Source organism: Pseudonocardia halophobica (genome assembly GCF_050948485.1).
Taxonomy (GTDB): Bacteria; Actinomycetota; Actinomycetes; order Mycobacteriales; family Pseudonocardiaceae; genus Pseudonocardia; species Pseudonocardia halophobica.
Window position 1 is genome coordinate 634,982 of record NZ_CP192046.1, and the last position, 23,756, is coordinate 658,737.

Consider the following 23,756-nt stretch of genomic DNA (forward strand, 5'->3'; position numbering starts at 1 on the left):
CACCCCGGCGATCCTAGGGCGCGCGTGACGGACGGGTGGTCGTGCGGCACGCTCCCGGCGTCCGCAGACACTCGTGACCGATCGGGAGGGGCACTGTGGCCACCAAGGTGGACCTGAAGCGGGAGCTGCCGTGCTACCGGGCCCGCCGCGACTCGCCGGAGGTCCTGGACGTGCCGGACCTCCGGTACCTGATGATCGACGGCCACGGCGACCCGAACACGCCGGTGTACGAGGCCGCGGTCTCGGCGCTGTACCCCCTCGCCTACGCGCTCAAGTTCGCCAGCAGGACCGAGCTCGGCCGCGACTACGTCGTGATGCCGCTGGAAGGTCTCTGGTGGGCCGAGGACATGGACGCCTTCACCACAGTGCGGGACAAGTCCCGGTGGGACTGGACCATGATGATCATGGTGCCCGGCTGGACCACGGGCGAGATGTTCGACGCGGCCGTCGAGAAGGTCGCCTCGAAGACGCCGCCCTCCCGGTTGGCCGACGTCCGCATGGCGACCCTGGCGGAAGGTCGCTGCGTCCAGGCGCTCCACGTCGGCGCCTACGACGACGAGGCCGAGCTGCTGCGGCACATGCACCACGAGTTCATCCCGGAGCACGGCCTCACCATGGTCGGCAAGCACCACGAGATCTACCTGAGTGATCCGAGGCGGGCCGACCCGTCGAGGCTGCGGACCATCCTCCGGCAGCCGGTGGCCGAGGCCTGATCCCGCGGCCTCTGGGTGCGCGATGCTGGCCGGAGACCGTCACGGATCCGGGGGTGGGGAATGAGGCCGTTCCGATTCGGCGTGAACCTGACGTCGTTCGAGGACCGGGCGACGTGGGTGGCGACGTGCCGGCGCGTCGAGGAGCAGGGGTACGACGTCCTCCTCGTGCCCGACCATCTCGGCATGCCGGCGCCCTTCCCGGCGCTCGCCGCCGCCGCGGACGCCACCGAGCGGGTGCGGCTCGGCACCTTCGTGCTCAACGCCGGGTTCTGGAACCCCACGCTGCTCGCGCGCGAGGTCGCCACGCTGGACCAGCTCTCCGGCGGCCGGTTCGAGCTCGGGCTGGGGACGGGCTACAACCGCGCCGAGTTCGACGCCGCCGGCCTGCCCTTCGGCTCGCCCGGCGAGCGGGTCTCGGCGCTGGAGGACCTCGTCGGGCGACTCGACACGGCCCTCGTGGACGGCACCCCGAGACCCGCCCAGCAGCCGCGGCCGCCGTTGCTCCTGGGCGGGAACGGCGACCGGATGCTGCGTCTCGCCGCTCGGCGCGCGGACACCGTCGCGTTCGCGGGCGCGACGCTCAAGCCCGGCTCCACCACCGGTGAGCTGCTCCTGCTCACCGCCGAGGAGCTCGACGGGCGGATCGCGCTGGCGGCCGAGGCGGCGGGGGAGCGCGACCCGGAGCGGAACCTGCTGGTCCAGGTCGTCGCCGTCGTGGACGACCGGCGGGCGGGGATCGAGCAGCTGCGGGCGCGGTTCGGCGTCGACTACCTGACCGTCGACCAGATGCTGGAGCTGCCCACGCTCCTCGTCGGGACGGTCGACGAGATCGTCGAGCAGCTCCGAGCGGCCCGCGAGCGGTTCGGGACCAGTTACGTCACGGTGCTCCAGCCGTCGGCGGAGGCCTTCGCCCCGGTGATCGAGAAGCTCCGGTGAGGTGGGATCCCGCCGTCAGCCCTCGTCCGGGGTGCCAGGGTCGGGGCGGCGCCAGACGTCCCGCTCGTGCAGCAGCTCGACCTGCTTCTCGGTGACCTCGCGCCGGTACTCCTCGTGCGCGTACGGCTTCCGGTGCAGGTAGAGGTTCTTCGGGTAGATCGGCTCCCGGTAGATGACCTGGTACTGCTCGGTGGTGAGGTCCTTGAGCCAGTTGCCGAACTGCGCGCGGGAGCGGAAGTCGCGCAGCGCCTGGATGTCGATCGTGCCCGCGACCCAGGTGGAGTGTCCGGCGTAGCCCACCTGCCCGACGACGTCCCCGCGGTAGTCGCAGATCATGCTCGGCGAGCCGAAGGTGTCGATCGGGATGTCGGAGTCGGCGTCCAGGTAGTACGTGCCGACCTGGTTCCCGATCACGTACATGTTGTTGTCCAGCGCCCGGGCCCGGTTCTGGATCTCGAAGAAGCCGTTGCCGGCGTGCGGGTGCGGGTACGGGCCGCGGTAGGCGACCTCGCAGCCGTTCATGGCCAGGCCGCGGGCGTTCTCCGGGTACGACGCCTCGTTGGCCATCATCACGCCGAGCCGCCCGATCTCGGTGTCCGCCACCGGGTAGAAGGCGTCGAGCCCGTCGCCGTAGAGCTCGACCCAGCGGTCCCAGACGTTGTGCGGCGTGACCGAGTGCTCGACCGGGAGCAGCGGCACCACCTTGTGGTGGACGAGGACGATCTCCTCCTGCGGGGAGATCGCGAACCCGACGTTGAAGAACCGGCCCGGGAACTCCGGGTGCCGCGCCTTCGCGGTGGCCATGACGTAGGCGTCCCACTTGGCGGCCAGCGCGCCGAGCGCGTCCGTCTCGGGGCCGGGGATGTCGATGGCGCACTCCGCGGCGAACCACTCGTGGTCGTGGTCGAGCACCTCGTCGTTGAAGCCCTGCAGCGCGCCCTCGGGGATGGTGATCAGGCGGACCGGCAGGGCCATCGCCGACAGCCACGACGCCGCCTTCATCAGGTGGCCGAGGTGCTCGATGTTGCGCTTGATCTCGTCGCGGTACCGGATGCCCCGCATCGTCGGGACGAGGCCGACGACCTGGTAGGGCTCGATCACGGCGCCTCCTCGTGTCCGGCGTCCCGTCCCGTTGCACGGTGAGCCACGTCACGACCATGCCGGACCGAGGGCGCGGACGCCATCGGCAATTCCGGACGCGGCTCGACGAGTCCGTCCCCGATCAGCGTCGGCGTCCCCGGCGGGTCCGTGCTCCGTCGGCTCAGCTCCGGGTCCGGAACAGGCGTCTGGCGTGCCTCGGCCGGGCGTGCGCCACGGGTTCCGCGCGCGGGGACGGGATCGCGGCGGAGGTGGCGCGCTCGCTCAGGCGCCAGCCGGCGTCGTCCTCGACGGGGTTCTGCTCGGCGATCGCCTCACGGGCCCCGGAGATCATGTGCCGGCACACCCACTCGCTCAGCCACACCCAGCACGAGCTGAGGTGGCCGCTGTACTCCCAGCCCACCACGTCACGAACGGCCCTGGTCAGCGCGTGGGCGATGTACAAGTAGTGCGTCGGCTCGACCCCGTGGCGCACGTAGTGATCGGCGCCCATCCGGTGCAGCACCAGCTCGAGGTCGGCCGTGTCCGACGTCGTCAGCTGCTGGACCGCCGCGAGCAGGGTCGCGGTCATCCTCTGCATCTGCTCGGTCATGTCCGTGCCGAACATCGACCGCGCCCACGGCGCCATCTCGAACAGGTGCGCGTAGAACACCTCGGCCAGCCGCTCCGGCCGGTCCGCCACGGCCCGACAGGACCGCTGCACCTCCGCCATGACCTCGGGAGTGGGCCGCCCGTCGGAGGGTCCGGTGTCCGTCCTGGCGCGGGTCGGGCCGGAGCCCGTCGGGGAACCCATCGACATGCCCTTTCGGCGGCGGCGATACGGGGTGGGCAGGCGGTGGCGGAGGGAGCGCGCCGACCCGGGGTCATCGAAGCGGGTTACCGGCAGGTTCCCTGTGTGTGTCGCACATGTTGCGCCGTGTGCGGTCGCGGTTACGCCGGCCGTGGACCCGCCACTGGTCCGAAAGGCCTGCACGAGCGGCCTCAGGTGTCCTCGAGGCCCAGTGCCGCGAGGAGCGTGGCGCAGCACATCTCCCGCACCTCGTCCCGCGAGGCGTGCACGCCCTCCAGCCACCCGATCCCGGCGCTGGCGAGGAAGGCGATCCAGCTGCGGACGGCGAGGCGCTGGACGGGCGTGGGATCGAGGTCGGGGAAGAGCGACAGGATGGCGTGTGCCTGGTTGGAATGGGCCTCGTCGAGGAGCCGGCGGACGACGTCGTCGGCGTTGGCGGTGCTGCGGTACAGCGAGCGGTACCACTGCGGGTGGGTCTCGATGAAGTCGAAGTAGGCGTCGACGCCGGAGCGCAGGCGCACGCCGGGCGGGTCGCCGGGGTCGGTGCGGGTGGCGCGGGCGAGCTCCGCGACCTGGCGCCCGACGACGGCTGCGAAGAAGCTCCGCTTGTCCGGGAAGTAGTGGTAGAGCAGGCCGCGCGAGACGGCGGCGGCGCGGGCGATGTCGGCGATCTCGACCTCGGCGTAGGGCCGCGAGCCGAACAGGGCGATGCCCGCCGCCAGCAGCTGCTCGCGGCGCGTCCCGCCGTCCAGCCGCACCCTCCGCGTCATGACGGCGCGCACGCTACTAGGCCGCGTTCGGAACGCCCCGGATCGCGGTCTTCGCGCCCAGATCGGGCCTGGCGTTGCCGCCCGCGGCCAAGTACGCCCGGTACGAGGCCGGGGCGGCGCCTCGCCCGACACGATCTGATCACGAAGCCCCTCGATCAGGACCTCGTGAACACGGCCTAGGCTGGGCGTGCGCCGGTACTGAACCCCGTTCAACTACCGGCGCCGGGCCGGTCGGCCACCGTTCGAGGGGTGCGGTGCGCCACCGGTCCCGTCCCGGCGGCCGAGATGACCACTCCGTTGCTCCGTTCGGCGCGGCCTCGATGTGAGGTCCGGCGGTGGGTCCGTTCCCGTTGGAGGCGGGCGGCACGGACGCGTAGCCTCCGACCAGGGCAGGGGACCGGATCACGTCATGTGCGCCGTGCACCCGGCCCGCCGGACTGATCGTCCCGCGGCGTCGGGGCGGGTGAAGGGCGGACGATGCAGGTACGGCGCACCTCGGGCACGGCCGAGATCAACCCACTCCTGCGCGCCGGGCCGGACGACGAGGCGCTGACCGTCCACATCGAGCACCTCGGCCGCACCACGGTCGTCGCCATCGCCGGCGAGATCGACCTCGTCACCGCCGCGGGGCTGGACGAGACCCTGCAGGCGGAGCTCGAGGTCCGGCCCGCGGTCCTCGTCCTGGACCTGACCGGCGTCGACTTCTTCACCTCGGTCGGGCTGACCGCGGTCGCCCTCGCCCAGCGCGGCGCGGAGGAGCGCGGCGTCGCGCTGCGCGTGGTCGCCGACTCGCGGCGGGTACTGCGCCCGCTGCAGATCACCGGCATGGACCGCACCCTCGCGCTGTACCCCTCCCGGGCGGCGGCGCTCGGGGACGCCTGATGGTGACCGTCCCTATCCGGCGCGATCCGCAGCCCGTCGGCGATCCGCCGGACGCGCAGGCGTGGGGCCGGGAGCCCGCCGCGGACGGCCCGCTCCTCGAGCACCGGTTCCCCGGCGAGGCCGCGCGGCTTGCCACGGCGCGCCGGGAGCTGGGGGCATGGGCCGCGGCGACCGGGCTCGACGAGGAGACCGTGGAGGACCTGCTCCTCGCCTCCTACGAGGCCATGGTCAACGCGGCGGAGCACGCCTACGCGGACGGCGAGCGACCGGTCGACCTCGGCGCGGTGTGCACCGCCGGGGGCTGTGTCCTGGTCACGGTGCGGGACGAGGGGCGCTGGCGACCGATCCCGGCGGACCCGGGGCACCGCGGCCGCGGCCTGGCGATGATCACGAACCTCAGCGACCACGCGGAGATCGAGCGCGGGCCGGGCGGGACCACGGTCTCGCTCTGGTGGCGCCGTTAGCCGACGCCGCCCCGCAGGATCAGCAGGGCGATGTCGTCCTCGCGGACCCCGGCGAACCGACCGAGCAGCTGGTCGCCCAGCTCCTCGGGAGCGGGGTCCACGGACACGGCGGCGCGCAGGTCCTCCAGCGCCGCGTCGAGGTCCACGCCCCGCTTCTCCACCAGCCCGTCCGTGTAGAGCACGAGCGTCCAGCGCGGGGGCAGGGCGAGCACCGAGTCCTCCCCGTGCGCGCGGCGCAGGCCGAGCATCGGGCCGTGCGCGGCGAGCGGGACCGTGCCCTCGGGGGAGGCGAGCAGCGGCGCGAGGTGCCCGGCGTTGGCGACGGTCACGACGTCTCGCGCGGCGTCGAGGACCATCACGCAGACCGTCGCGAACTCGCGCGGGTGGTACTGCCGCAGCATGGTCTCGAGCCGGTTCAGGATCGCCGACGGGCCGTGCCCCTCCACGGCGTAGGCCCGCAGCGCGTGCCTGAGCTCGACCATCACCGTCGCGGCGTGGATCGAGTGGCCCGAGACGTCCCCGATCGCGAGGAGCAGCCGCCCCTCGCCGAGCTCGACGACCTCGTAGAAGTCCCCGCCGATCTCGGTGTTCTGCGCCGCCGGCACGTAGCGCACCGCAACCTCGACCCCGGGCGGCGCGGCCGGGGCGCTGGGCAGGAACGCCCGCTGAAGGGTCAGGGCGAGGGTGTGCTCCTCGACGTAGAGCTGCAGGGAGTCGACGGCGAGCGCCGCCGCGTTGCCCAGCTGGGCCAGCAGGTCGCGCAGCTCCGTGGACAGCTCGGGCGTCCGGAGCACGATCGCGACCCGGCCGGAGCGGAACCCGAACCGCAGGGCCGACGCCGGTCCGTCGTCCTCGCCGCGGTCCACCGCCTCGGCCCAGGACACGGCGACCGGCCCGTCGGGGAGCGTGTCGGCGAGCCGGTCGAGCAGCCGCGGCGGCACGGCGTCGCAGCGCGGGAGGTCGTCCTCCGGGTCGGCGGGGTCGACGACGGCACGGCGCACCGTCCGGTCCGACGCGGCGACCAGGGCGGCGGCCGGCACCTGCGCCAGCGCCGCGGCGCCGGACGCGATCGTGGTGGTCAGCTCGTCGAAGTCGACGGCGGCGTTCATCGCCATGGTCGCGCGGCTGAGCCCGGCCAGCCGCGCCGCGAGCCGTTCCGCCGCCTCCCGGGCGCGGTGGTAGCGCAGCACCGACCACACCGTGGCGCGCAGCTCGTCCGGCTCCACGGGCTCGACGAGATAGGCGTCGGCGCCGCGGGTGAGGCCCTGCGCCCGGTCCTCGCCGCGGATGGCGGTGGCGGACAGGTGGATCACCGGCCGGGCGAGCACCGGATCGGCCTTGATCCGCTCGCACACCTCGAACCCGCTCATGTCCGGCAGCCCGACGTCGAGCAGCACGACGTCGATCGGGTCGGACGCCACCCGGTCCAGCGCCTCGGTGCCCGTCGCGGCCTCCACCACGCGGTACCCGGCGCGGCGCAGCCAGCTCGCGGCGACGTACCGGTTCCCGGCGTTGTCGTCGACCACGAGGATCGTGGTCCCGTCGACCACCTCGGTGCTCGTCTCCGGGCCGGTCACGGGGCCCTCCCGACCAGGTCACGGGCGGCGCCGACCGCCGCCACCAGCACCGGCCCGGACAGCTGCGCCTTGTCGACGACGGCGGCGGTCCGGCCCAGGTCCCGCCGCCGCGCGTCGCCGAGCTGCGCGGCGGTGACCACCACGACCGGGACGGCGGCGAGGGCGGGGTCCGCGCGCATCCCGGCGAGGACCTCGGAGCCGGTCGGCGCGGGGATGTCCAGGTCCAGCAGCACGAGGTCCGGGACCGCGGCCCCGAGGGCCTGCTGCGCCTCCGGCCCCGACGCGGCCTCGGTGACCTCGCCCTCGAGCCCCTCGACGATCCGCCGCAGCAGCGCCCGCACCGCCGGGTCGTCGTCGACGACGAGCACGCGGCCGAGCGGCACGACGTCCGCCGCCGCCTCGCCCGCCGGACGCCCGGGCAGGCGCAGCCTCAGCTCGGTCCCGCGGCCCGGCTCGCTCTCCATCTCCAGCGAGCCGCCGAGGATCGCGGCCAGCCGCCGCGAGTACGGCAGCCCGAGGCCGGTGCCGCCGCTGGCGGCCTGCAGGTGCCCCCGGACCTGGTAGAACTCCTCGAACACCCGCTGCTGGTGCTCGGCGGGGATGCCGATCCCGGTGTCGCTCACCCGGACCTCCACCTCCCCGTCCTCCGGGTCCAGGCCCGCCCGGACCCGCACCTCGCCGCGCTCGGTGAACTTCAGGCCGTTGCTCACCAGGTTGCGCAGGATCCTGCCGAGCAGGACCGGGTCGGTCCACACGACGTCGATCTCCGGCCGCTCCACGACGAGCTCGACCCCGGCGTCGGCGACCGGCCGCAGGGTGGCGCGCAGCTCGTCGAACACCGCGCCGAGGTCGGTCGGCACGATCGTCGCCCCGATCTGCCCCGACTCGGCCTTCGCCACGTCGAGCAGCTCGTTGACCAGGGACAACAGCATCGCGCCCGCGTCGCGGATCAGCTCCACCTGGTGGCGCTGCTCCGGGTCCAGGCGGCCGCCGTCCGGGTCGAGCAGCAGCCGCGAGATGCCCAGCACCGAGTTGAGCGGGGTGCGCAGCTCGTGGCTCACGTTCGCCCAGAAGCGGGTCTTCGCCTCGCTGGCCTCGCGAAGCCGGGTGGACGCGTCGTCGAGCTCGGCGTAGAGGGCGACGACGCCGCGGTTGGTCTCCTCGAGCTCCTCGGAGAGCTCCGCGTGGAGGGCCAGCACGCCGCGGTTGGTCTCCTCGAGCTCCGCGTTGACGCGCAGCAGGTCCTCCTGCCGGGCCTGCAGGATCTCCAGCGCCTCGAGCAGGTCCTGGTTCTGGCTGCGCAGCGTGCCGAGCGCGTCGGTCGGCCGCGACTCGCGGACGGCGGCGCGGATCCGTTCGGCCTGGTCGTGGTCGACCGCGCTGCCCGGTGGCAGCCGCTTGGTGAGCCGGACCGAGCCGCCCGTGCCCTCGTGGCTGACCTCGCAGGCGTCCGTCAGCCGGGCGGCGGCCCGAACGCCCTCCAGGTCCTCGGGACGTCCGCCGGGGCCGGCCCACTCCGCGGTGAGCACCAGCGCGGGCGTGGGCTCGGCGCCGAGCGAGATCGTGATCGTGACCTCGCCGGGCAACGTGGTGAGCTCGCGGCTCAGCTCGCTGAGCGCGGTCGCGACCCGGATCTGGTCCTGGTGCTCGAGCCCGGCCAGCGCCGCGACCTCCCGGCCGCGCTGGCGGGCGACGAACACGTCCTGCTCGCCGCGCATCCGCAGGCGGAACACCTCGCCCCGCGCGGCCGTCATCGGTCCGCCCGCGGTGCGCGGCCGACCACGACCGAGGCGTCGTCCTGGCGCACGCCCTCGTCCCGCAGCAGTGCGGCGGCGACGACCACCGGGGACCGGCGGGGCAGCAGGACCAGGTCCTCGGCCTGCCAGCGGGGCCGGACCCCGTCCGAGTGCAGGACGACGACGGCCTCGGGCGGCAGGGGGTAGTCGTAGGCCCGCAGCCTGGGCACCCGGTAGCCGGCGATCCCTCCGACCGAGATCATGCTGCGCTTGGTCGTGCCGCTGACGACCGCGGCGGCCACGTTGCCGACCCCCGCGAACCGCACGAGCCCGGCGTCGGCATCCAGCTCGGCCACCGCGACCGCGCCGCCGCGGGTGCCGGACATGGCCCCGTGGATCGCCCGGAGCGCGTCGACCGGGCTCGACGGCGGGCGGTCGGACTCGGCGAAGGAGCGCACCGCCTCCCGCGCGGCGGCGGCCGCGAGCGGGCCGTGGCCGGCGCCGTCGCACAGCATGAGCCAGAGCCGGGAGCCCTCTTCCCGCAGCGCGTAGGCGTCGCCGCAGAGCTGCTCGCCGGACAGGGGGCGGGTGATGCCCGCCGCGTCGGGCCCGGGCGGCCCGGCGTCGCGCTCGGGCCGGAACCGGGCCACGAGCACGGTGCCCTTCCCAGGGCGCGAGCCGATGTCGAGGTCGTCGGCGAGCCGGCCGATCGTCCCGAGCCCGACGCCGAGGGTTCCTCTGGTCGAGTGCCCGTCGCGGCTCGACGCCGGCACGTCGGTCATCCCCGGCCCCGCGTCGACCGCGACGACCTCGATGCCGCCGGTCCTGTCCAGGTGCGCCGCGCGCAGCAGCAGCGCGCCGCCGCCCCCGTGCCGGACGACGTTCGTGCCGATCTCGGTGACGACCAGCCCGACCTCGGCGACCCGGGACGCGGGGAAGCCGAGCTGCTCGGCCAGCTTCTCGGCGGCCCTGCGGGCCCTGCCGGCGGCGCTCGGGTCGTCGAGCGGGATCCAGGCGACGTCCTCGACCCGGGGCGCGATCACCGGGTCCACTTGACCACGGTGACCGTCGTGCCGCGGCCGACGGCGGTGTCGATCGCGAACTCGTCGACGAGCTTGCGCGCGCCACTGAGCCCGAGACCGAGCCCGGAACCGCTGGTCCACCCCGGGGTCAGGGCCTGGTCGACGTCCGGGATGCCCGGACCCTCGTCGGCGAAGACGGCCCGGATGCCGGACCGCCCGTCCCGGCTCAGGGTCTCGACCGTGGCCGTGCCCGAGCCGCCGTGCACGAGCGTGTTGCGGGCCAGCTCGCTGGCCGCCGTGACGAGCTTCGTCTGGTCCACCAACGAGAGCCGGACCTCCTGGGCACGCGCCCGGACCAGCTGCCGGACCCGGACGACGTCGTCGCCGGTCCGGATCGGCAGCTCCTCGACCCCGGTCGAGGTGGTCACGCCCGGGCGGCCGGGCCGCCGCCCTCCACGACGGGGACGAGGTCCGCGTCCGCCTCGTCGGCCTGCCGCACCTCGCGGCGGTCGGAGAGCGCGCGCAGGATCCTCATCCCGCGCTCGACGTCGAGCGCCGTGCGCACGCCCTCCAGCGAGAGCCCCAGCTCGACGAGCGTGATCGCCACCGCCGGACGCATCCCGACGACGACGGTCTCGGCGTCGAGCAGCCGGGACAGCGCCGCGATCGAGGCGAACATGCGGCCGATGAAGGAGTCGACGATGTCGACCGCGGAGATGTCGATGAGCACACCCCGCGCGCCCGTGGAGACGATCCGCTCGGCCAGGTCCTCCTGCAGCGCGAGGACGGTGTTGTCCTGGAGGTCGACCTGGATGGAGACGAGCAGCGCGTCGCCCAGGGACAGGACCGGCACCCGTTCCACGGTCAGCGGCTCCCGGCCCGGCGGACGACCTCGACGCCCGTGCCGCGCATGGCGTGCAGCAGCGCGTCGGCCAGCGTGGACTTGGTGGTGATGTCGCCGAACTCGATGCCGAGCGTCACGATCGTCTGCGCGATCTGCGGCCGGATGCCCGAGATCGTGCACTCCGCGCCCATGAGCCGGGCGGCCACGACCGTCTTGAGCAGGTGCTGCGCCACCTCGGTGTCGACCGCGGGCACGCCGGTGATGTCGATGATCGCGTGCTCGGAGCCGGTGTCGACCAGGGTCTGCAGCAGCTTCTCCATCACGATCTGGGTGCGCGCGGAGTCCAGCGTGCCGATCAGCGGGACGGCGACCACGCCCTCCCACAGCTTCACCACCGGCGTGGTGAGCTCCAGCAGCTGCTCGGCCTGCTCGCTGATCACCTGCTCGCGGGCGCGGGCGAAGCTCTCGAAGGTCACCAGGCCCAGCGCGTCGACCCAGCGCGAGGCATCCAGGACCGTGGCGAGGTCGCCGCCGCTGTCGCCGTCCTCGTCCGCCGCCGCGAACAGGGCGTCCTTCAGCGCGAACACCGCCGAGGCCGTCTCGGTCGGGCTGAAGCCGCGGCGCGCCCAGTCCCGGGAGAGCTCGGTGAGGAACCCGCGGGCGCCGGCGTAGGCATCCGTCCGGACGTCGAGCCCCCCGTCGGTGGCCTCGACCAGCACGGACAGCAGGTCCGAGCAGGTCCTCCCGAGCTCGCCGGTCGTCAGCCGGCCGCGCAGCGGCTCCTCCGCCGCCTCGACCCAGCGCCGCAGCACCTTGTCGCCGCTGCGCAGCAGGGCCCGCACGCGCCCGCCGTCCGCCTGCGTCATCGCCACCTCCAGTGACCGTCTTCCGGCTGCACCTAACCACAAGGGTGAGGTGCGGGATCCGGCGCGGCGGGGTCGCGGGCACGCGGGTGAACCGTCGTCGCCGTCCGCCGCAGGCCGGTCGCTCTGCGCGACGCCGACAGGTGTGCTTCGGCCGGGCCCGGGCGGGTAGCCGGGGGACTCCGTCGAGGAGAGGAGCAGGGCGATGGCCGAGTGCGAGGTCTGCGGCAACGACTACGACATGGCCTTCGAGGTGCACGCCCAGGGCGCGGTGCACGTGTTCGACAGCTTCGAGTGCGCGATCCACCGGATGGCGCCCGTCTGCGAGCACTGCGGCTGCACGATCATCGGGCACGGGGTGCAGGCCGGGGGCAAGTTCTTCTGCTGCGCCCACTGCGCGTCGCACGCCGAGGGCGGGGAGGCGCTTCGGGACCGGGCGTGACCGTCAGGCCGGGCGCCGCCCCGTGAAGGAATGCACGATGCCGCGCTGCCAGCCGGTCACCGGCTCCACGCGGACGTCCGCGAACCCGGCCTCGCGCATCCGCGCGGCGAGCCGCCCGGCGCCGTCGAAGTCCAGGACGCTGCGCCAGAGGTAGCGGTAGAGGTCGGCCGAGCCCGTGACCCGGCGCCCCATCGGGATGATGATCCCCCAGGAGACGGCCGTCCAGATCGCCCGCGCGCGCAGGCTGTCCCGCACCGAGTACTCGTGCACGGCGATCGGGGCGCCCGGCGCGAGCAGGTCGTGCATCGTCCGCAGGCCGGCGTCCCGGTCGGGCAGGTTGCGCACGAGGTAGGCGGCCAGGATGCCGTCGAACGGCCCGGTGATCCCGGTCGCGGGCAGGTCCTCCAGCCGGGAGTGCACGAAGGTCACCCGGTCCGGCCAGTCCTTGCGCCGGGCCTCGGCGATCATCTCCGCCGAGCCGTCGACGGCCACGATCTCGGCGTCCGGCGTGGCGGCGAGCAGTGCCGCCGTCGACGCCCCCGTCCCGCAGCCCAGGTCCAGCAGCCGCGGCCCGGTGGCGCGCCGAGGCGGAGCTTGCGGAGCCGACCATCCGGTGAGCCGGCGGGCGGAGAGTCGCAGGTGCTCGTGGTAGCCGGGGTTACGGCCGACGAGCCGGTCGTACGAGGCGGCGTGGTCGTCGAAGGCGCCGGGCACGGTGGCCGGGCCGATCGGGTCGCGGGGCACGGGAAGATCCTGGCCCGACCGGCGGCGATCGTGCACGGTGGACCCATGGGCACGACGGCCGCGACGGTCTGGGTGGTCGCCGGGGCGCCCGGCGCGGGCAAGACGACGGTCGCCGAGGCCCTGCTCGCCGCCCTCGACCCCGTCCCGGCGCTGCTGGACAAGGACACGCTCTACGGGGGCTTCGTGGCCGCGACCCTGGCCGCCGCGGGCCGGCCGCCGGGCGAGCGCGAGGGACCCTGGTACGACTCGGCGATCAAGGTCCACGAGTACGCCGGGCTCACCGCCACCGCCCGGGAGATCCGCGGGCACGGCTGCCCCGTTCTGCTGTCCGGCCCCTTCACCGGGCAGATCCGCGACCCGGACCGCTGGCGCCGGTGGGTGGCCGAGCTCGGCGGCGACGACGTGCGGCTGGTCTGGGTGCGCTCGGACCGCGCGACCCTGCGGGAGCGCCTGGAGCGGCGCGGGTCGCCGCGGGACACGGGCAAGCTCGCGGACTTCGACGCCTTCGTGGCCCGGATGCGCCCGGACGAGCCGCCGCCCGCCCCGCACCACGAGATCGACAACAGGCTCGGGGCCGCGCCCGTCGCCGCGCAGGTCGCGGCGCTCGTGGGTCAGCGCAGCCGGTACCAGGTGCCCTCGGGGCCGGACCGGACCGGCGCGTAGTCCCGCGCCAGCGCCGCCCGCAGGTCCGGGCCGCGCTCGGTGAGCCAGCCCGCGGCCTGGTCGTCGACCAGCACGACGGTCGGCCGCACGGCCGCGACCTCCCCGGCCAGCTCCCGCCACTGCCGGTCGGCCAGGAGGTCGTAGTCCCAGCCGTTGGTGCGCACGACCAGCGGCTTGCCGGACAGCAGGTGGTAGAGCGGGTCGCCGAGGACGAAGAGGCTGTCGTCGGGCCGGAGGCCGGCGGCCGCGATCTCCGCGCGGATCGTGTCGTAGCCCGCCACCCGCTCGTCGATCCGCGCCCGGCTCGCCGCGGTGACACCGCCGCCGTCGAGCACGGCCGGAACGGTCCAGCTCGCGACGTGCGCGAGCATCGGCAGGCAGGCCACGGCCAGCAGCACGACCACCCGGCCCCGCCGTGGGCCGCGGGCGAGCCGCGACGCGTGGTCGTCGAGCCCGCGCAGGGCCAGCACGACCAGCGGCGCGGACAGGAAGTACCACTGGTACCACCAGCCGAACTGCGCCGCGACGGACGCGGCGTGGAGCACCGCGAAGGCGACCATCGCGAGGTCGAGCGGATCCCGGCGGCGCACCGTGGTCGCGAGCCGCCACCCCACGAGCAGCACGACGGACGCGGTCCAGAGGAGGTACCGGCCGAGACCCTCGAGCAGCCGGGCGGGGGAGCGGGAGCCGTGGGCGGCCCCCATGTCCACGGCGTCGACCAGCCAGACCCGCAGGGCCGCACCGCCCGCGCCGCGGGTGGCCAGCCAGGCGAGCACCAGCAGCACCGGGACCAGGGCCACGACGACGACCATCGGCACGGCGACGACCCGGGCACGCCCACGCAGTCGCAGCACGAGGAACACGAGCAGCGCCAGGCCGGTGACGGCGGCGAGCGGCAGCTTGAACACCCCGACCACGCCGACGCACAGCGCGGCGCCCACGATCCGCCGCCGGCCCGGTGTCTCCGCAGGGTCCGCCGCGACCAACGCGAAGGCGCCCACCGCGGGGAGCAGGCAGAGCATCTCGAGCTGACCGAAGTCGCCGGGGCCCGCGGAGGCCAGCAGGACGCCGGTGGCCAGCACGGGAAGCCAGCGGCGCACCCACGGTGTGGTGGTCCGACGGCGCAGCAGCACCCACACGCAGGCCCCGAACGCGACGGCGGCGAGCACGTCGAGCAGCCGGGCGCCGGTCTCGCCGAGCCCGAGCGCGTCGGCCAGGCCGTACCAGAGGAAGACGCCGGGCTGCTTGACGTCCCACAGGTCGGTGTACAGCGTCTCGCCGTGCAGGACCTGCCGGCCGATCAGGGCGAAGATCGCGTGGTCACCGCGGAAGGGGTAGGTGACGACCGTCAGGGAGAGCAGGACGAGGGCCATCGCCGCGACGGCGATCTCGGTCACGAGGGACGAGCGGCGGACGCGGACGGGTCCGGTCGCGGGCTCCCTCGGTGCGGGTACCCGGGCCTCCGTCCCCTGCTGCGCGCCGAGGGCCCCCGGCCCGTTGCGTACCTGCACTGCCGAACTCCCTCACGTGCGCCGTCCACGGGGAAGATCGACGCCGGGCGGGCCGCCGTTTCTCCGACGCCGGGAGCAGTACCCGATCGTGCGGTCAGGCACGCGGGTCGTGCACCGCGATCACCTGCTTGCCGACGGCGTCCTCACGCAGGGGCAGGTCGACCACACCGTGCAGGACCCAGCTGACCGCCCACGACTCGGTGGTGATCGACGGCGTGAGGTCCGCCGGCAGCGTCAGCGAGAACGGCAGGTCGCGGGGGGCGCCAGGGCTGAGCTTCACCGGCCCCGACACCGTGACACCCGCCCTGCGCTCGGCGGTGAGCACCCGGTCGGCCCGGGTCTCGACCAGCAGCAGGTCCACGCGCAGGGCCCGGGCGTCGAGCTCGGTGCGGGCATCGACGCGCAGCCGTCCGGTCAGGGTGGCGCCGGCGGGGACCGAACGCTGCGGCAGGCCGTCGAGGACGATGCGGGCCAGCCGGCCCGTGTCGCCGCGGGGCTCGGTCACGGCGTCGACCGGTCCGCCGACGGCGAGGACGGTGATCGCGAGGCGCTCGTCCGTGCCGGGCGCGATCACCTGCACGAACCACTCCGAGCGCAGCGCCTTGCCGGTGCTGGTCGGGGCGCCCCAGACCTCGGAGCGGAGGATCTCGTAGCGGTAGTCGTCGGGGTCGTCGACGAGCGGGTCGTCGTCGATCTCGGGGAAGGGCACGCTGCGGTCGGGGACCCGGAGGTCCACCACGACCTCGACGGCCTCCCCGGCGCGCAGGGAGCGGCCCTCGAAGACGTACCGGCCGTCGACCGCCCAGGAGTCGGTCCAGCTGCTGCCGCTCTCGCTGACGCTGTCGGCGTGCAGCAGCGCGACGACGATCTCGGGATCGGGCAGGTCGGTGCCCGGCGTGAGCCGCACCCGCGCCCGGACCGTGTCGCCGGGCCGGTACACCTCCCGGTCCGTGCGGATCTCCACCGCCGCCGCGCGCCTGCGCCGTCCGAACACCACGTCGACCACCCCCGTGCAGACCTCTCCGTGGAGATCACGCTCCGGCCGATCCGGACGTTACGGACGACCCCGAGAACGGGACGCGGCCGGACCCCCGGAGGGATCCGGCCGCAGCCGCCCGTCGCGCCCGGGTCGCTCAGGCGCGCCGGTTCTCCGAGCTGAGCATCCAGGCCTGCTTCTCCAGGTCGACGATCACCGCGTGCAGCAGGTCGGCGGTCGAGGGGTCCTCGGCGTCGACGGCGTCGTGCACCTGGCGGGCGGTGGCCGCGGTGCGGTAGAGGAGCTCGCTCATCGCGTTGACGGCGGCGGTGGTGTCCTGCTCGCCGGTCAGCTGACGGGGCAGCGAGGTCGTCTCGGCGACGGTCCGCGGGCTGCCGTCCGGCACCGCGTAGAGCGCGCGCATCCGCTCGGCGACGGTGTCGCTGTGCTCCCGCGCGACCTCGACGATCTCGTCGAGCTGCAGGTGGAGGTCGCGGAAGTTCGACCCGACCACGTTCCAGTGGAACTGCTTGCCCTCGAGGTGCAGGGCGACCAGGTCGACGAGCACCTTCTGCAGGTTCGCCTCGAGCTCGGGCGAGGCGGTGAAGGGGCGGAAGGCGGTGGGGGCGCTGGTGGTGGTGTTCGTGGCGGTCATGATTCCTTTGTACCCTACTTTGGACCGTGTCAAGTTGTGATGCTGGTCAAGTTAGTGACCGCATCCAAAGTATTGGGGTAGCCTCACCTGTATGGATGACCTCACCGCCCTGCTCCGGGGGAAGGGGCTGCGCAGCACGCCGCACCGGCGCGCGGTGCTGCACGCCCTCGCCGACCGGCCGCACTCCACGGCCGTCGAGGTGGCGGAGGTCGTGGCGCACGCGGGGGCGGCCGCCGGGCCGTCGGCGGTGTCCGAGCTGTCCCGGCAGGGCCTCTACAACGTGCTCGAGGACCTGCGCCGGGTCGGGCTGGTGCGCAGCATCGAGCCCGCCGGCTCGGCCACGCGGTTCGAGCTGCAGCACGGCGACAACCACCACCACCTGGTCTGTCGCGTGTGCGGCCGGGTCCGGGACGTGCCGTGCACCGTCGGTTCCGCACCGTGCCTGGAGGCGGGGCCCCAGGAGGGCTTCGAGATCGACGAGGCCGAGCTCGTGTTCTGGGGTCGCTGCGCGGAGTGCGCCGCGCGCTGAGGCTTCCGCTGGAAGGTGAGGCTGGCCTAATGTCCTCGTGTGTCGCCTTGCCGCCTGATCGTCCCGTTCGTCCTGCTCGTCGGACTGCTGCTCACGGCCTGCTCCTCGGCCGAGCCCGCGGCGCCCGCCCCGTCGGCCGAGCCGGTCACCATCACCCACCTCTTCGGCACCACGACGATCCCGGCTCCGCCCACCCGTGTCGTCACGCTGGGGGTCACGGACGCCGACGCGGCGCTGGCGCTCGGCACCACACCCGTCGCGCTCACCGGCTACGCCTTCTACAAGTCCACCGGCGGGCTCGGCCCGTGGGCGCGCCCGCTGGTCAGCGGTGAGCAGCCGGTCCTCCTCGAGAGCGACTCGCAGCCGAACCTCGAGCAGATCGCGGGGCTGCGGCCGGATCTGATCATCGGGATCAACGCGGGCTTCGACCGGTCCGTCTACGAGAAGCTCTCGGCCATCGCGCCGACCATCGCCCGGCCCGAGGGCACCGCAGCCTACGCCGTCCCGCGCAGCGACGCCACCCGCGTGATCGCGCAGGCGCTCGGGAAGTCCGCCCACGGCGAGGAACTGATCCGCAAGGCGGACGACGCCTACACCGCCGCCGTCGCCGCCAACCCCGGCTTCCGCGGCAAGACCGGCACCGTCGTGCTGCCCTACGACGGCAAGTACGGCGCCTACACCCCGGGCGACGCCCGCGGCCAGGTGATGGCTGGCCTCGGCTTCACACTCCCGCAGGGCGTCGCGGTGCTCGACACGGGCGAGCGGTTCTTCGTCGAGGTGGCGCCGGAGCAGGCCGGGATCCTCGACGGCGACGTCCTCGTGATGCTGGCCGACCAGCCGGCCGCCCGCTCCGCCGTCGACGCCGACGCAGTGCTGCAACAGGTCCCGGTCGTCGCGGACGGGCGCATGATCGTCCCGGACACCGACACCCGGGGCGCGATGACCTACAACAGCGTCCTCTCGGTCCCCTACGCCCTCGACCACCTGGTCCCGCAGCTCTCCACCGCCCTCGCGACCCGGGCCTGACCGGCCCGCCGCCCGCCGCGGGAATTGGGCCCCGCTACACCACCAACGACGTGCGCACCGTGTACTGGGAGGCGCGGTAGACGTGCGTGCCCGTCTCCACGAAGGCGCCGGTGTCGTCGTAGACCGAGCGGCGGACCGTCACGCACGCCGCCGGCTCCTCCTCGCCGAGCAGCGTCGCCTCCGCCTCGGTCATCAGCCGCGCCCCGATGCTCTGGTGCGCGATCCGGAAGCTCGCCCCCTGCGCCCGCAGTAGCGCGTAGAGCCCGGTGCGCTCCAGGTCCGGGCCGGCGACGGTGAAGTGCGCGGGCAGATAGTTGGTGAGGATCGCCAGCCGCACCCCGTCGGCGCTGCGCAGCCGCCGGATCCGGGTGAGGCGGGCCGGCAGCCCGGGCGGCTCCGGCACCTCCTCGGCGCCGCACTCGTCCAGCGACAGCAGCTCGGTCCCGGGCACCCGCCCTTCGGCCGCGAGGTCGTCGAACAGGCTGGTCAGCCGCACCTCGCGGCGCACGTGCGGCTGCACGACCTGCGTGCCGACGCCCCGCTTCCGCACCAGCATCCCGCGGGTCACCAGCTCCTGGATCGCCTGCCGCGCCGTCGGCCGGGCCAGGCCGAGCCGCGCGGTCAGCGCCACCTCGTTCTCGAGGCGGTCGCCGGGCTTGAGGACCCCGGTCTCGATCGCGCGCTCGATGGCCAGCGCGAGCTGGTGGTAGAGCGGGACCGGGCTGGTGCGGTCCAGCTCGACCTCGAACGCGACGGGGGTGTCCTCCATGCGAGCGAGGCTACAAGTGAGTACGTAACTATGTATAGACAAAGTACCGACGGGCACGTAGCTTCGAACCCGTCGGACAGCGCGTAACGAGACGTCGAAGAGGACTGATGAGCGAACCAGCAGAGGTGTTGACCTTCGGGCGCGCCGGGGTGGACATCTATCCCCTGCAGGTCGGGGTGGGCCTGGAGGACGTCGAGTCCTTCGGCAAGTTCCTGGGCGGCACCACCGCCAACGTCGCCGTCGCCGCCGCGCGGCTCAGCCGGCGGGCCGCCATCATCACCGGGGTCGGCGACGACCCGTTCGGCCGCTACGTCCGGCAGGAGCTGCGCCGGCTCGGGGTGAGCGACGCGCACGTCGTGACCAACCACGAGTACCCGACGCCGGTCACGTTCTGCGAGATCTTCCCGCCGGACGACTTCCCGCTGTACTTCTACCGCAAGCCGAAGGCCCCGGATCTGCAGGTCACGGCCGCGGACATCGACCTCGACGCCGTCCGCGCGGCGGAGCTGCTGTGGCTCTCCGTGACCGGGCTGTCCGAGGAGCCGAGCCGCGGCGCCCACCACGAGGTGCTCGCCGCGCGCGACGGCCGTCCCACGGTGCTCGACCTCGACTACCGCCCCATGTTCTGGGAAACCCCGGCCGCGGCCACCGAGCAGATCCAGAAGATCCTCGGCCAGGTCACCGTGGCCGTCGGCAACCGCGAGGAGTGCGAGGTCGCGATCGGCGAGACCGACCCGGAGAAGGCGGCCGACGCGCTGCTCGACGCGGGGGTGGAGCTGGCCGTCGTCAAGCAGGGCCCCAAGGGCGTGCTGGCGAAGAGCCGCACCGCGCGCGTCGTCTCCCCGCCCATCCCGATCACCCCCTACAACGGCCTCGGCGCGGGCGACAGCTTCGGCGGCTCGCTGGCCCACGGCCTGCTGGCCGGCTGGCCGCTGGAGAAGGTGCTCAGCCGGGCCAACGCCGCGGGCGCGATCGTCGCGTCCCGCCTGGAGTGCTCCACCGCGATGCCCACCGCCGGGGAGATCGACGTCCTCCTCGCCGGCGGCGACCCCAACGAGAAGGTGAGCGCGTGAGTTTCGCCAAGGACCACGACGAGCTCCGGGACATCCGGTTCTACGAGCCGCAGCGGATCACCGAGCTCCTGGCCGCGCGCCGGCGCCGCCCGCTCGTCCCCTCCGACGGCCGGCTGATGATCGTCGCCGCCGACCACCCCGCCCGCGGCGCCCTGTCGGCGCGCGGCCGGGCGGACGCGATGGCGAGCCGCCCCGAGCTGCTGGACCGCCTGGTCACGGCGCTGTCCCGCCCCGGCGTGGACGGCGTGCTCGGCACCGCGGACATCCTCGAGGACCTGCTGCTGCTCGGCGCCCTGGAGGGCAAGGTCGTCGTCTCCTCGATGAACCGCGGCGGCCTGCAGGGCTCCGTGTTCGAGATGGACGACCGGCTCACCGGCTACGACGTCGCGGGGACCGCGGAGGCGGGTTTCGAGGCGATCAAGATGCTGACCCGCATCGACCTCGACGACCACGCGACCGTCTCCACGCTGGAGACCTGCGCGCAGGTGGTCACCGAGGCCAACCGGGCCGGCGTCGTCGCGATGGTCGAGCCGTTCATGTCCCGCCGGGTCGACGGCCGCATCATCAACGACCTCTCCACCGAGGCCGTGATCAAGTCCGTGCACATCGCCCAGGGCCTGGGCGCCTCCAGCGCCTACACCTGGATGAAGCTGCCGGTGGTCGACGGCATGGAGCGGGTCATGGAGGCCACGACCCTGCCGACGCTGCTGCTGGGCGGCGACCCGACCGGCGCCCCCGAGGAGACCTACGCCTCCTGGAAGGCCGCGCTGGAGCTCCCGTCCGTGCGCGGCCTGATCGTCGGCCGCGCGCTGCTCTACCCCGAGGACGGCGACGTCGCGAGCGCCGTCGACACCGCCGTCTCCCTCGTCCGCCCGCAGGAGGTCGTCGCCGCATGAGCGAGCTGTACATCCCCGCCGGCACCGGTGCCGCCGACGGCTACGAGCTCGAGGTGACCCCGAAGTCCGCGGGCTGGGAGCACTCCAGCCTGCGGATCGTCTCCCTCGCGCCCGGCGCCGAGCGGACCGTCGAGACCGGCACCGAGGAGATGTTCGTGGTGCCGCTCAACGGCTCCGCGACCGTCACCCTCGGGTCGGAGACCCACACGCTGCAGGGCCGCGCGAACGTCTTCGAGGGCCCGACGGACATCTCCTACCTGCCGATCCGCTCCACCGTCACGATCGCGTCGGAGGCCGGCGGCCGGTTCGCGCTGTGCGGCGCGCAGTGCGAGCAGGAGCTGCCCTTCCGCTACGGCCCCAGGGCCGAGGTGCCGGTCGAGCTGCGCGGCGCCGGCCAGGCGAGCCGCCAGGTGCGCAACTTCGGCACCGTCGGCTCCTTCGAGGCCGGCTCGATCATCGCCTGCGAGGTCGTCACCCCCGGCGGCAACTGGTCGAGCTACCCCGCGCACAAGCACGACGAGGCGGGCCCGCACGAGTCACAGCTCGAGGAGATCTACTACTTCGAGATCGCGCCCGGCCCCGCCGGCCAGCCCGGCCTCGGCTTCCACCGCACGAGCAGCTCGCCGGGCCACGAGATCGACATCATGGTCGAGGTCCACGACCGCGACACCGTGCTCATCCCGTGGGGCTGGCACGGTCCGTGCGCCGCGGCGCCCGGCCACGACATGTACTACCTGAACGTGATGGCCGGCCCCGGCGAGGAGCGCGCCTGGCTCATCACCGATCACCCCGACCAGGCCTGGATCCGCGACACGTGGGCCGACCAGGCGATCGACTCCCGCCTCGGAGGCCAGTGATGGCAGCGTCGTCCACGGTTCGGCTCACCGTCGCGCAGGCCACGGTGAAGTTCCTCGCCGCGCAGTACAGCGAGCGCGACGGCGTCGAGCAGAAGCTCTTCGCCGGCTGCTTCGGCATCTTCGGCCACGGCAACGTCGCGGGCCTCGGCCAGGCGCTGCTGCAGGCCGAGCTGCAGGAGCCCGACGCGCTGCCCTACGTGCTCGGCCGCAACGAGCAGGCCATGGTGCACACCGCCGTCGCCTACGCGCGGATGAAGGACCGGCTGCAGACCTGGGCCGTCTCGTCGAGCGTCGGCCCCGGCGCCACCAACATGGTCACGGGCGCAGCGCTCGCCACGATCAACCGCATCCCGGCGCTGCTGCTGCCCGCGGACACCTTCGCGGACCGTGCGGCGTCCCCGCTGCTGCAGGAGCTCGAGCTCCCCTACGCGGGCGACGTCACGGTCAACGACGTCTTCCGCCCGGTGTCGAAGTACTTCGACCGGGTCTGGCGCCCCGAGCAGCTGCCCGCGGCCCTGCTGTCCGCGATGCGGGTGCTCACCGACCCGGCCGAGACCGGCGCCGTGACCGTCTGCTTCCCGCAGGACGTGCAGGCGCAGGAGCACGACTGGGACGCCGACCTGTTCGCGAAGCGGGTCTGGCACGTCGCGCGGCCGCTCCCGGAGAAGGCCCGCGTCGCCCGCGCCGCGGACATCATCAAGAGCGCGAAGAAGCCGCTGATCGTCGCCGGTGGCGGCATCCACTACTCGGGCGCGAACGCGGCGCTCGCCGCGCTCTGCGAGGCCACCGGGATCCCGGTGGGCCAGACCCAGGCGGGCAAGGGCACGCTGGTGTTCGACCACCCGCAGTGCCTGGGCGCCATCGGCTCCACCGGCACCACCGCGGCCAACGCCATTGCGAAGGACGCCGACGTGGTGATCGGCATCGGCACCCGGTACGAGGACTTCACCACGGCCAGCCGCACGGCGTTCCAGAACCCGGACGTCCGGTTCGTCAACATCAACGTGGCGCCGATCGACGTCGTCAAGCACTCCGGTGCCTCGGTCCTCGCCGACGCGCGGGAGACCCTCGAGGCCCTTCTCCCGCTGCTCGACGGCTACACGGTCGCCGAGGCGTACAAGGCCGAGTACGCCGAGCTCGACCGCGTGTGGACGGAGACGGTCAGGTCCGTCTACGAGCCCGAGATCCCGAGCAACGGGGCGGGCGGCCTGCTGACCCAGAACGAGGTCATCGGGATGGTCAACGAGCTGTCCGACCCGCGCGACGTCGTGGTGTGCGCCGCCGGCTCGATGCCCGGTGACCTGCACAAGCTCTGGCAGACGCGGGACGCCAAGGGCTACCACGTGGAGTACGGCTACTCCTGCATGGGCTACGAGGTCGCGGGTGGCCTCGGCGTCCGGCTGGCCTGCCCCGACCGGGACGTCTTCGTCATGGTCGGCGACGGGTCCTACCTGATGATGGCCACGGAGCTCGCCACGGCCGTGCAGGAGGGCATCAAGGTCATCACCGTCCTGGTGCAGAACCACGGCTTCGCGTCCATCGGCTCGCTGTCCGAGTCCCTCGGCTCGCAGCGCTTCGGCACGAAGTACCGCTACCGCAACGCCGAGACGGGCCGGCTCGACGGCGGGGTCCTCCCGCTGGACCTGGCGACGAACGCGGAGAGCTTCGGCCTGCGGGTGATCCGCACGAAGACCCCGGAGGACTTCGCGGCGGCCATCGCCGAGGCGAAGAAGGCCACGGACAGCACGGTGATCTACGTGGAGACCGATCCGCTGATCGGCGCTCCGGACTCGGAGTCCTGGTGGGACGTCCCGGTCAGCGCGGTCTCGGAGCTCGAGTCGACGCAGTCCGCGCGCAAGGTCTACGACGAGCACAAGGCGACCCAGAAGTCGTTCCTGCGGCCCAGTTCCTGAGGAGAGA

The 23,756-nt window shown here is 73.7% G+C and carries 26 protein-coding genes; 12 read left to right on the top strand and 14 right to left on the bottom strand.

The genetic code is table 11. The features are described from left to right. Positions 1-95 precede the first annotated feature (95 nt). Positions 96-713, top strand: coding sequence for a GyrI-like domain-containing protein (locus ACQP04_RS03085; protein ID WP_433505566.1), 618 nt, complete (start codon positions 96-98; stop codon positions 711-713). Between the two features lie 60 nt (positions 714-773). After that, the gene (locus tag ACQP04_RS03090; RefSeq protein ID WP_433505567.1) at positions 774-1,649 is read left to right on the top strand and encodes a TIGR03621 family F420-dependent LLM class oxidoreductase; all 876 of its coding nucleotides are present in this window, start codon (positions 774-776) and stop codon (positions 1,647-1,649) included. Between the two features lie 15 nt (positions 1,650-1,664). Here ACQP04_RS03090 and ACQP04_RS03095 read toward each other — a convergent pair whose 3' ends face one another. The 3 genes from ACQP04_RS03095 to ACQP04_RS03105 form a co-directional block, all read right to left on the bottom strand. Next, a complete protein-coding gene (locus ACQP04_RS03095) occupies positions 1,665-2,750 on the bottom strand; it encodes a nitrilase-related carbon-nitrogen hydrolase (protein ID WP_433505568.1) in 1,086 nt (361 codons plus the stop codon). Positions 2,751-2,910: 160 nt separating this feature from the next. Continuing rightward, on the bottom strand, positions 2,911-3,540 hold the full coding sequence (locus ACQP04_RS03100) for a globin domain-containing protein (protein WP_433505569.1): 630 nt from the start codon (positions 3,538-3,540) through the stop codon (positions 2,911-2,913). A gap of 188 nt (positions 3,541-3,728) precedes the next feature. Continuing rightward, positions 3,729-4,307: a TetR/AcrR family transcriptional regulator gene (locus ACQP04_RS03105; protein WP_433505570.1), complete on the bottom strand. Its 579-nt coding sequence runs from the start codon at positions 4,305-4,307 to the stop codon at positions 3,729-3,731. 477 nt (positions 4,308-4,784) lie between these two features. Between ACQP04_RS03105 and ACQP04_RS03110 the strand changes: the two genes are divergently transcribed. Further along, positions 4,785-5,189, top strand: coding sequence for an STAS domain-containing protein (locus ACQP04_RS03110; protein ID WP_433505571.1), 405 nt, complete (start codon positions 4,785-4,787; stop codon positions 5,187-5,189). Continuing rightward, positions 5,189-5,653, top strand: a complete 465-nt coding sequence (locus ACQP04_RS03115; RefSeq protein WP_433505572.1) for an ATP-binding protein — start codon at positions 5,189-5,191, stop codon at positions 5,651-5,653. The genes ACQP04_RS03110 and ACQP04_RS03115 overlap by 1 nt, the downstream gene beginning before the upstream one ends. Here ACQP04_RS03115 and ACQP04_RS03120 read toward each other — a convergent pair. From ACQP04_RS03120 to ACQP04_RS03145, 6 genes are read right to left on the bottom strand one after another with little or no spacing between them, the layout of a single operon-like run. Next, positions 5,650-7,230 carry a SpoIIE family protein phosphatase gene (locus ACQP04_RS03120; protein ID WP_433505573.1) on the bottom strand — a complete coding sequence of 527 codons (1,581 nt, stop codon included), beginning with the start codon at positions 7,228-7,230 and terminating at the stop codon, positions 5,650-5,652. The two genes, ACQP04_RS03115 and ACQP04_RS03120, sit on opposite strands and share 4 nt — an antisense overlap. Beyond that, positions 7,227-8,984, bottom strand: coding sequence for an ATP-binding protein (locus ACQP04_RS03125; protein ID WP_433505574.1), 1,758 nt, complete (start codon positions 8,982-8,984; stop codon positions 7,227-7,229). Before ACQP04_RS03125 ends, ACQP04_RS03120 begins: the two co-directional genes overlap by 4 nt. Then, positions 8,981-10,018 (bottom strand): ATP-binding protein, encoded by a 1,038-nt coding sequence (locus ACQP04_RS03130; protein WP_433505575.1) that lies wholly within the window; start codon positions 10,016-10,018, stop codon positions 8,981-8,983. The genes ACQP04_RS03125 and ACQP04_RS03130 overlap by 4 nt, the downstream gene beginning before the upstream one ends. Beyond that, positions 10,006-10,416 carry an ATP-binding protein gene (locus tag ACQP04_RS03135; protein ID WP_037053623.1) on the bottom strand — a complete coding sequence of 137 codons (411 nt, stop codon included), beginning with the start codon at positions 10,414-10,416 and terminating at the stop codon, positions 10,006-10,008. Before ACQP04_RS03135 ends, ACQP04_RS03130 begins: the two co-directional genes overlap by 13 nt. Further along, entirely contained in the window at positions 10,413-10,841 is a 429-nt protein-coding gene (locus ACQP04_RS03140; RefSeq protein WP_433505576.1) for an STAS domain-containing protein, read from the bottom strand. Before ACQP04_RS03140 ends, ACQP04_RS03135 begins: the two co-directional genes overlap by 4 nt. 11 nt (positions 10,842-10,852) lie before the next feature. Then, positions 10,853-11,698, bottom strand: coding sequence for an STAS domain-containing protein (locus ACQP04_RS03145; protein WP_433505577.1), 846 nt, complete (start codon positions 11,696-11,698; stop codon positions 10,853-10,855). Between the two features lie 202 nt (positions 11,699-11,900). On the opposite strand from ACQP04_RS03145, the gene ACQP04_RS03150 reads away from it, so the two are divergent. After that, positions 11,901-12,137 carry a hypothetical protein gene (locus ACQP04_RS03150; protein WP_433505578.1) on the top strand — a complete coding sequence of 79 codons (237 nt, stop codon included), beginning with the start codon at positions 11,901-11,903 and terminating at the stop codon, positions 12,135-12,137. Between the two features lie 3 nt (positions 12,138-12,140). Here the strand turns inward: ACQP04_RS03150 and ACQP04_RS03155 are convergent, their stop codons facing one another. Beyond that, on the bottom strand, positions 12,141-12,881 hold the full coding sequence (locus ACQP04_RS03155; RefSeq protein WP_433505579.1) for a class I SAM-dependent methyltransferase: 741 nt from the start codon (positions 12,879-12,881) through the stop codon (positions 12,141-12,143). A gap of 45 nt (positions 12,882-12,926) precedes the next feature. Here ACQP04_RS03155 and ACQP04_RS03160 point away from each other — a divergent pair, with 45 nt between their 5' ends. Further along, positions 12,927-13,544 carry an AAA family ATPase gene (locus ACQP04_RS03160; protein WP_433505580.1) on the top strand — a complete coding sequence of 206 codons (618 nt, stop codon included), beginning with the start codon at positions 12,927-12,929 and terminating at the stop codon, positions 13,542-13,544. Here ACQP04_RS03160 and ACQP04_RS03165 read toward each other — a convergent pair. From ACQP04_RS03165 to ACQP04_RS03175, 3 genes are all read right to left on the bottom strand, one after another. Further along, the gene (locus ACQP04_RS03165; protein WP_433505581.1) at positions 13,493-15,055 is read right to left on the bottom strand and encodes a hypothetical protein; all 1,563 of its coding nucleotides are present in this window, start codon (positions 15,053-15,055) and stop codon (positions 13,493-13,495) included. The genes ACQP04_RS03160 and ACQP04_RS03165 overlap by 52 nt on opposite strands. A gap of 94 nt (positions 15,056-15,149) precedes the next feature. Next, the gene (locus tag ACQP04_RS03170) at positions 15,150-16,052 is read right to left on the bottom strand and encodes a hypothetical protein (RefSeq protein ID WP_433505582.1); all 903 of its coding nucleotides are present in this window, start codon (positions 16,050-16,052) and stop codon (positions 15,150-15,152) included. 136 nt (positions 16,053-16,188) lie between these two features. After that, a complete protein-coding gene (locus ACQP04_RS03175) occupies positions 16,189-16,686 on the bottom strand; it encodes a Dps family protein (protein ID WP_433505583.1) in 498 nt (165 codons plus the stop codon). Between the two features lie 91 nt (positions 16,687-16,777). On the opposite strand from ACQP04_RS03175, the gene ACQP04_RS03180 reads away from it, so the two are divergent. Both ACQP04_RS03180 and ACQP04_RS03185 read left to right on the top strand, forming a co-directional pair. Beyond that, positions 16,778-17,215, top strand: coding sequence for a Fur family transcriptional regulator (locus tag ACQP04_RS03180; protein WP_433505584.1), 438 nt, complete (start codon positions 16,778-16,780; stop codon positions 17,213-17,215). 39 nt (positions 17,216-17,254) lie between these two features. After that, positions 17,255-18,241, top strand: coding sequence for an ABC transporter substrate-binding protein (locus tag ACQP04_RS03185; RefSeq protein ID WP_433505585.1), 987 nt, complete (start codon positions 17,255-17,257; stop codon positions 18,239-18,241). Positions 18,242-18,275: 34 nt separating this feature from the next. Here ACQP04_RS03185 and ACQP04_RS03190 read toward each other — a convergent pair whose 3' ends face one another. Continuing rightward, positions 18,276-19,010 (bottom strand): GntR family transcriptional regulator, encoded by a 735-nt coding sequence (locus ACQP04_RS03190; RefSeq protein ID WP_433505586.1) that lies wholly within the window; start codon positions 19,008-19,010, stop codon positions 18,276-18,278. Positions 19,011-19,117: 107 nt separating this feature from the next. On the opposite strand from ACQP04_RS03190, the gene iolC reads away from it, so the two are divergent. Genes iolC through iolD form a run of 4 tightly spaced genes read left to right on the top strand, consistent with a single transcriptional unit; the run spans position 19,118 to position 23,749 of the window. After that, positions 19,118-20,083, top strand: a complete 966-nt coding sequence (gene iolC / locus ACQP04_RS03195; protein ID WP_433505587.1) for a 5-dehydro-2-deoxygluconokinase — start codon at positions 19,118-19,120, stop codon at positions 20,081-20,083. Then, positions 20,080-20,979, top strand: a complete 900-nt coding sequence (locus ACQP04_RS03200; protein WP_433505588.1) for a class I fructose-bisphosphate aldolase — start codon at positions 20,080-20,082, stop codon at positions 20,977-20,979. Before iolC ends, ACQP04_RS03200 begins: the two co-directional genes overlap by 4 nt. Beyond that, positions 20,976-21,836, top strand: coding sequence for a 5-deoxy-glucuronate isomerase (iolB, locus tag ACQP04_RS03205; protein WP_433505589.1), 861 nt, complete (start codon positions 20,976-20,978; stop codon positions 21,834-21,836). The genes ACQP04_RS03200 and iolB overlap by 4 nt, the downstream gene beginning before the upstream one ends. Then, on the top strand, positions 21,836-23,749 hold the full coding sequence (gene iolD, locus ACQP04_RS03210) for a 3D-(3,5/4)-trihydroxycyclohexane-1,2-dione acylhydrolase (decyclizing) (protein WP_433505590.1): 1,914 nt from the start codon (positions 21,836-21,838) through the stop codon (positions 23,747-23,749). The genes iolB and iolD overlap by 1 nt, the downstream gene beginning before the upstream one ends. The last annotated feature ends 7 nt before the right edge of the window (positions 23,750-23,756 follow it).

What these genes read in the sequence shown, in the direction of transcription:
- ACQP04_RS03180 (WP_433505584.1), top strand. Translation starts at nt 16,778, where the DNA reads ATGGATGACCTCACCGCCCTGCTCCGGGGGAAGGGGCTGCGCAGCACG.
- ACQP04_RS03175 (WP_433505583.1), bottom strand. Translation starts at nt 16,686, where the DNA reads ATGACCGCCACGAACACCACCACCAGCGCCCCCACCGCCTTCCGCCCC.
- ACQP04_RS03190 (WP_433505586.1), bottom strand. Translation starts at nt 19,010, where the DNA reads ATGGAGGACACCCCCGTCGCGTTCGAGGTCGAGCTGGACCGCACCAGC.
- iolD (WP_433505590.1), top strand. Translation starts at nt 21,836, where the DNA reads ATGGCAGCGTCGTCCACGGTTCGGCTCACCGTCGCGCAGGCCACGGTG.
- ACQP04_RS03110 (WP_433505571.1), top strand. Translation starts at nt 4,785, where the DNA reads ATGCAGGTACGGCGCACCTCGGGCACGGCCGAGATCAACCCACTCCTG.
- ACQP04_RS03125 (WP_433505574.1), bottom strand. Translation starts at nt 8,984, where the DNA reads ATGACGGCCGCGCGGGGCGAGGTGTTCCGCCTGCGGATGCGCGGCGAG.
- ACQP04_RS03150 (WP_433505578.1), top strand. Translation starts at nt 11,901, where the DNA reads ATGGCCGAGTGCGAGGTCTGCGGCAACGACTACGACATGGCCTTCGAG.
- ACQP04_RS03160 (WP_433505580.1), top strand. Translation starts at nt 12,927, where the DNA reads ATGGGCACGACGGCCGCGACGGTCTGGGTGGTCGCCGGGGCGCCCGGC.
- ACQP04_RS03105 (WP_433505570.1), bottom strand. Translation starts at nt 4,307, where the DNA reads ATGACGCGGAGGGTGCGGCTGGACGGCGGGACGCGCCGCGAGCAGCTG.
- iolB (WP_433505589.1), top strand. Translation starts at nt 20,976, where the DNA reads ATGAGCGAGCTGTACATCCCCGCCGGCACCGGTGCCGCCGACGGCTAC.
- ACQP04_RS03145 (WP_433505577.1), bottom strand. Translation starts at nt 11,698, where the DNA reads ATGACGCAGGCGGACGGCGGGCGCGTGCGGGCCCTGCTGCGCAGCGGC.
- ACQP04_RS03115 (WP_433505572.1), top strand. Translation starts at nt 5,189, where the DNA reads ATGGTGACCGTCCCTATCCGGCGCGATCCGCAGCCCGTCGGCGATCCG.
- ACQP04_RS03090 (WP_433505567.1), top strand. Translation starts at nt 774, where the DNA reads ATGAGGCCGTTCCGATTCGGCGTGAACCTGACGTCGTTCGAGGACCGG.
- ACQP04_RS03100 (WP_433505569.1), bottom strand. Translation starts at nt 3,540, where the DNA reads ATGGGTTCCCCGACGGGCTCCGGCCCGACCCGCGCCAGGACGGACACC.
- iolC (WP_433505587.1), top strand. Translation starts at nt 19,118, where the DNA reads ATGAGCGAACCAGCAGAGGTGTTGACCTTCGGGCGCGCCGGGGTGGAC.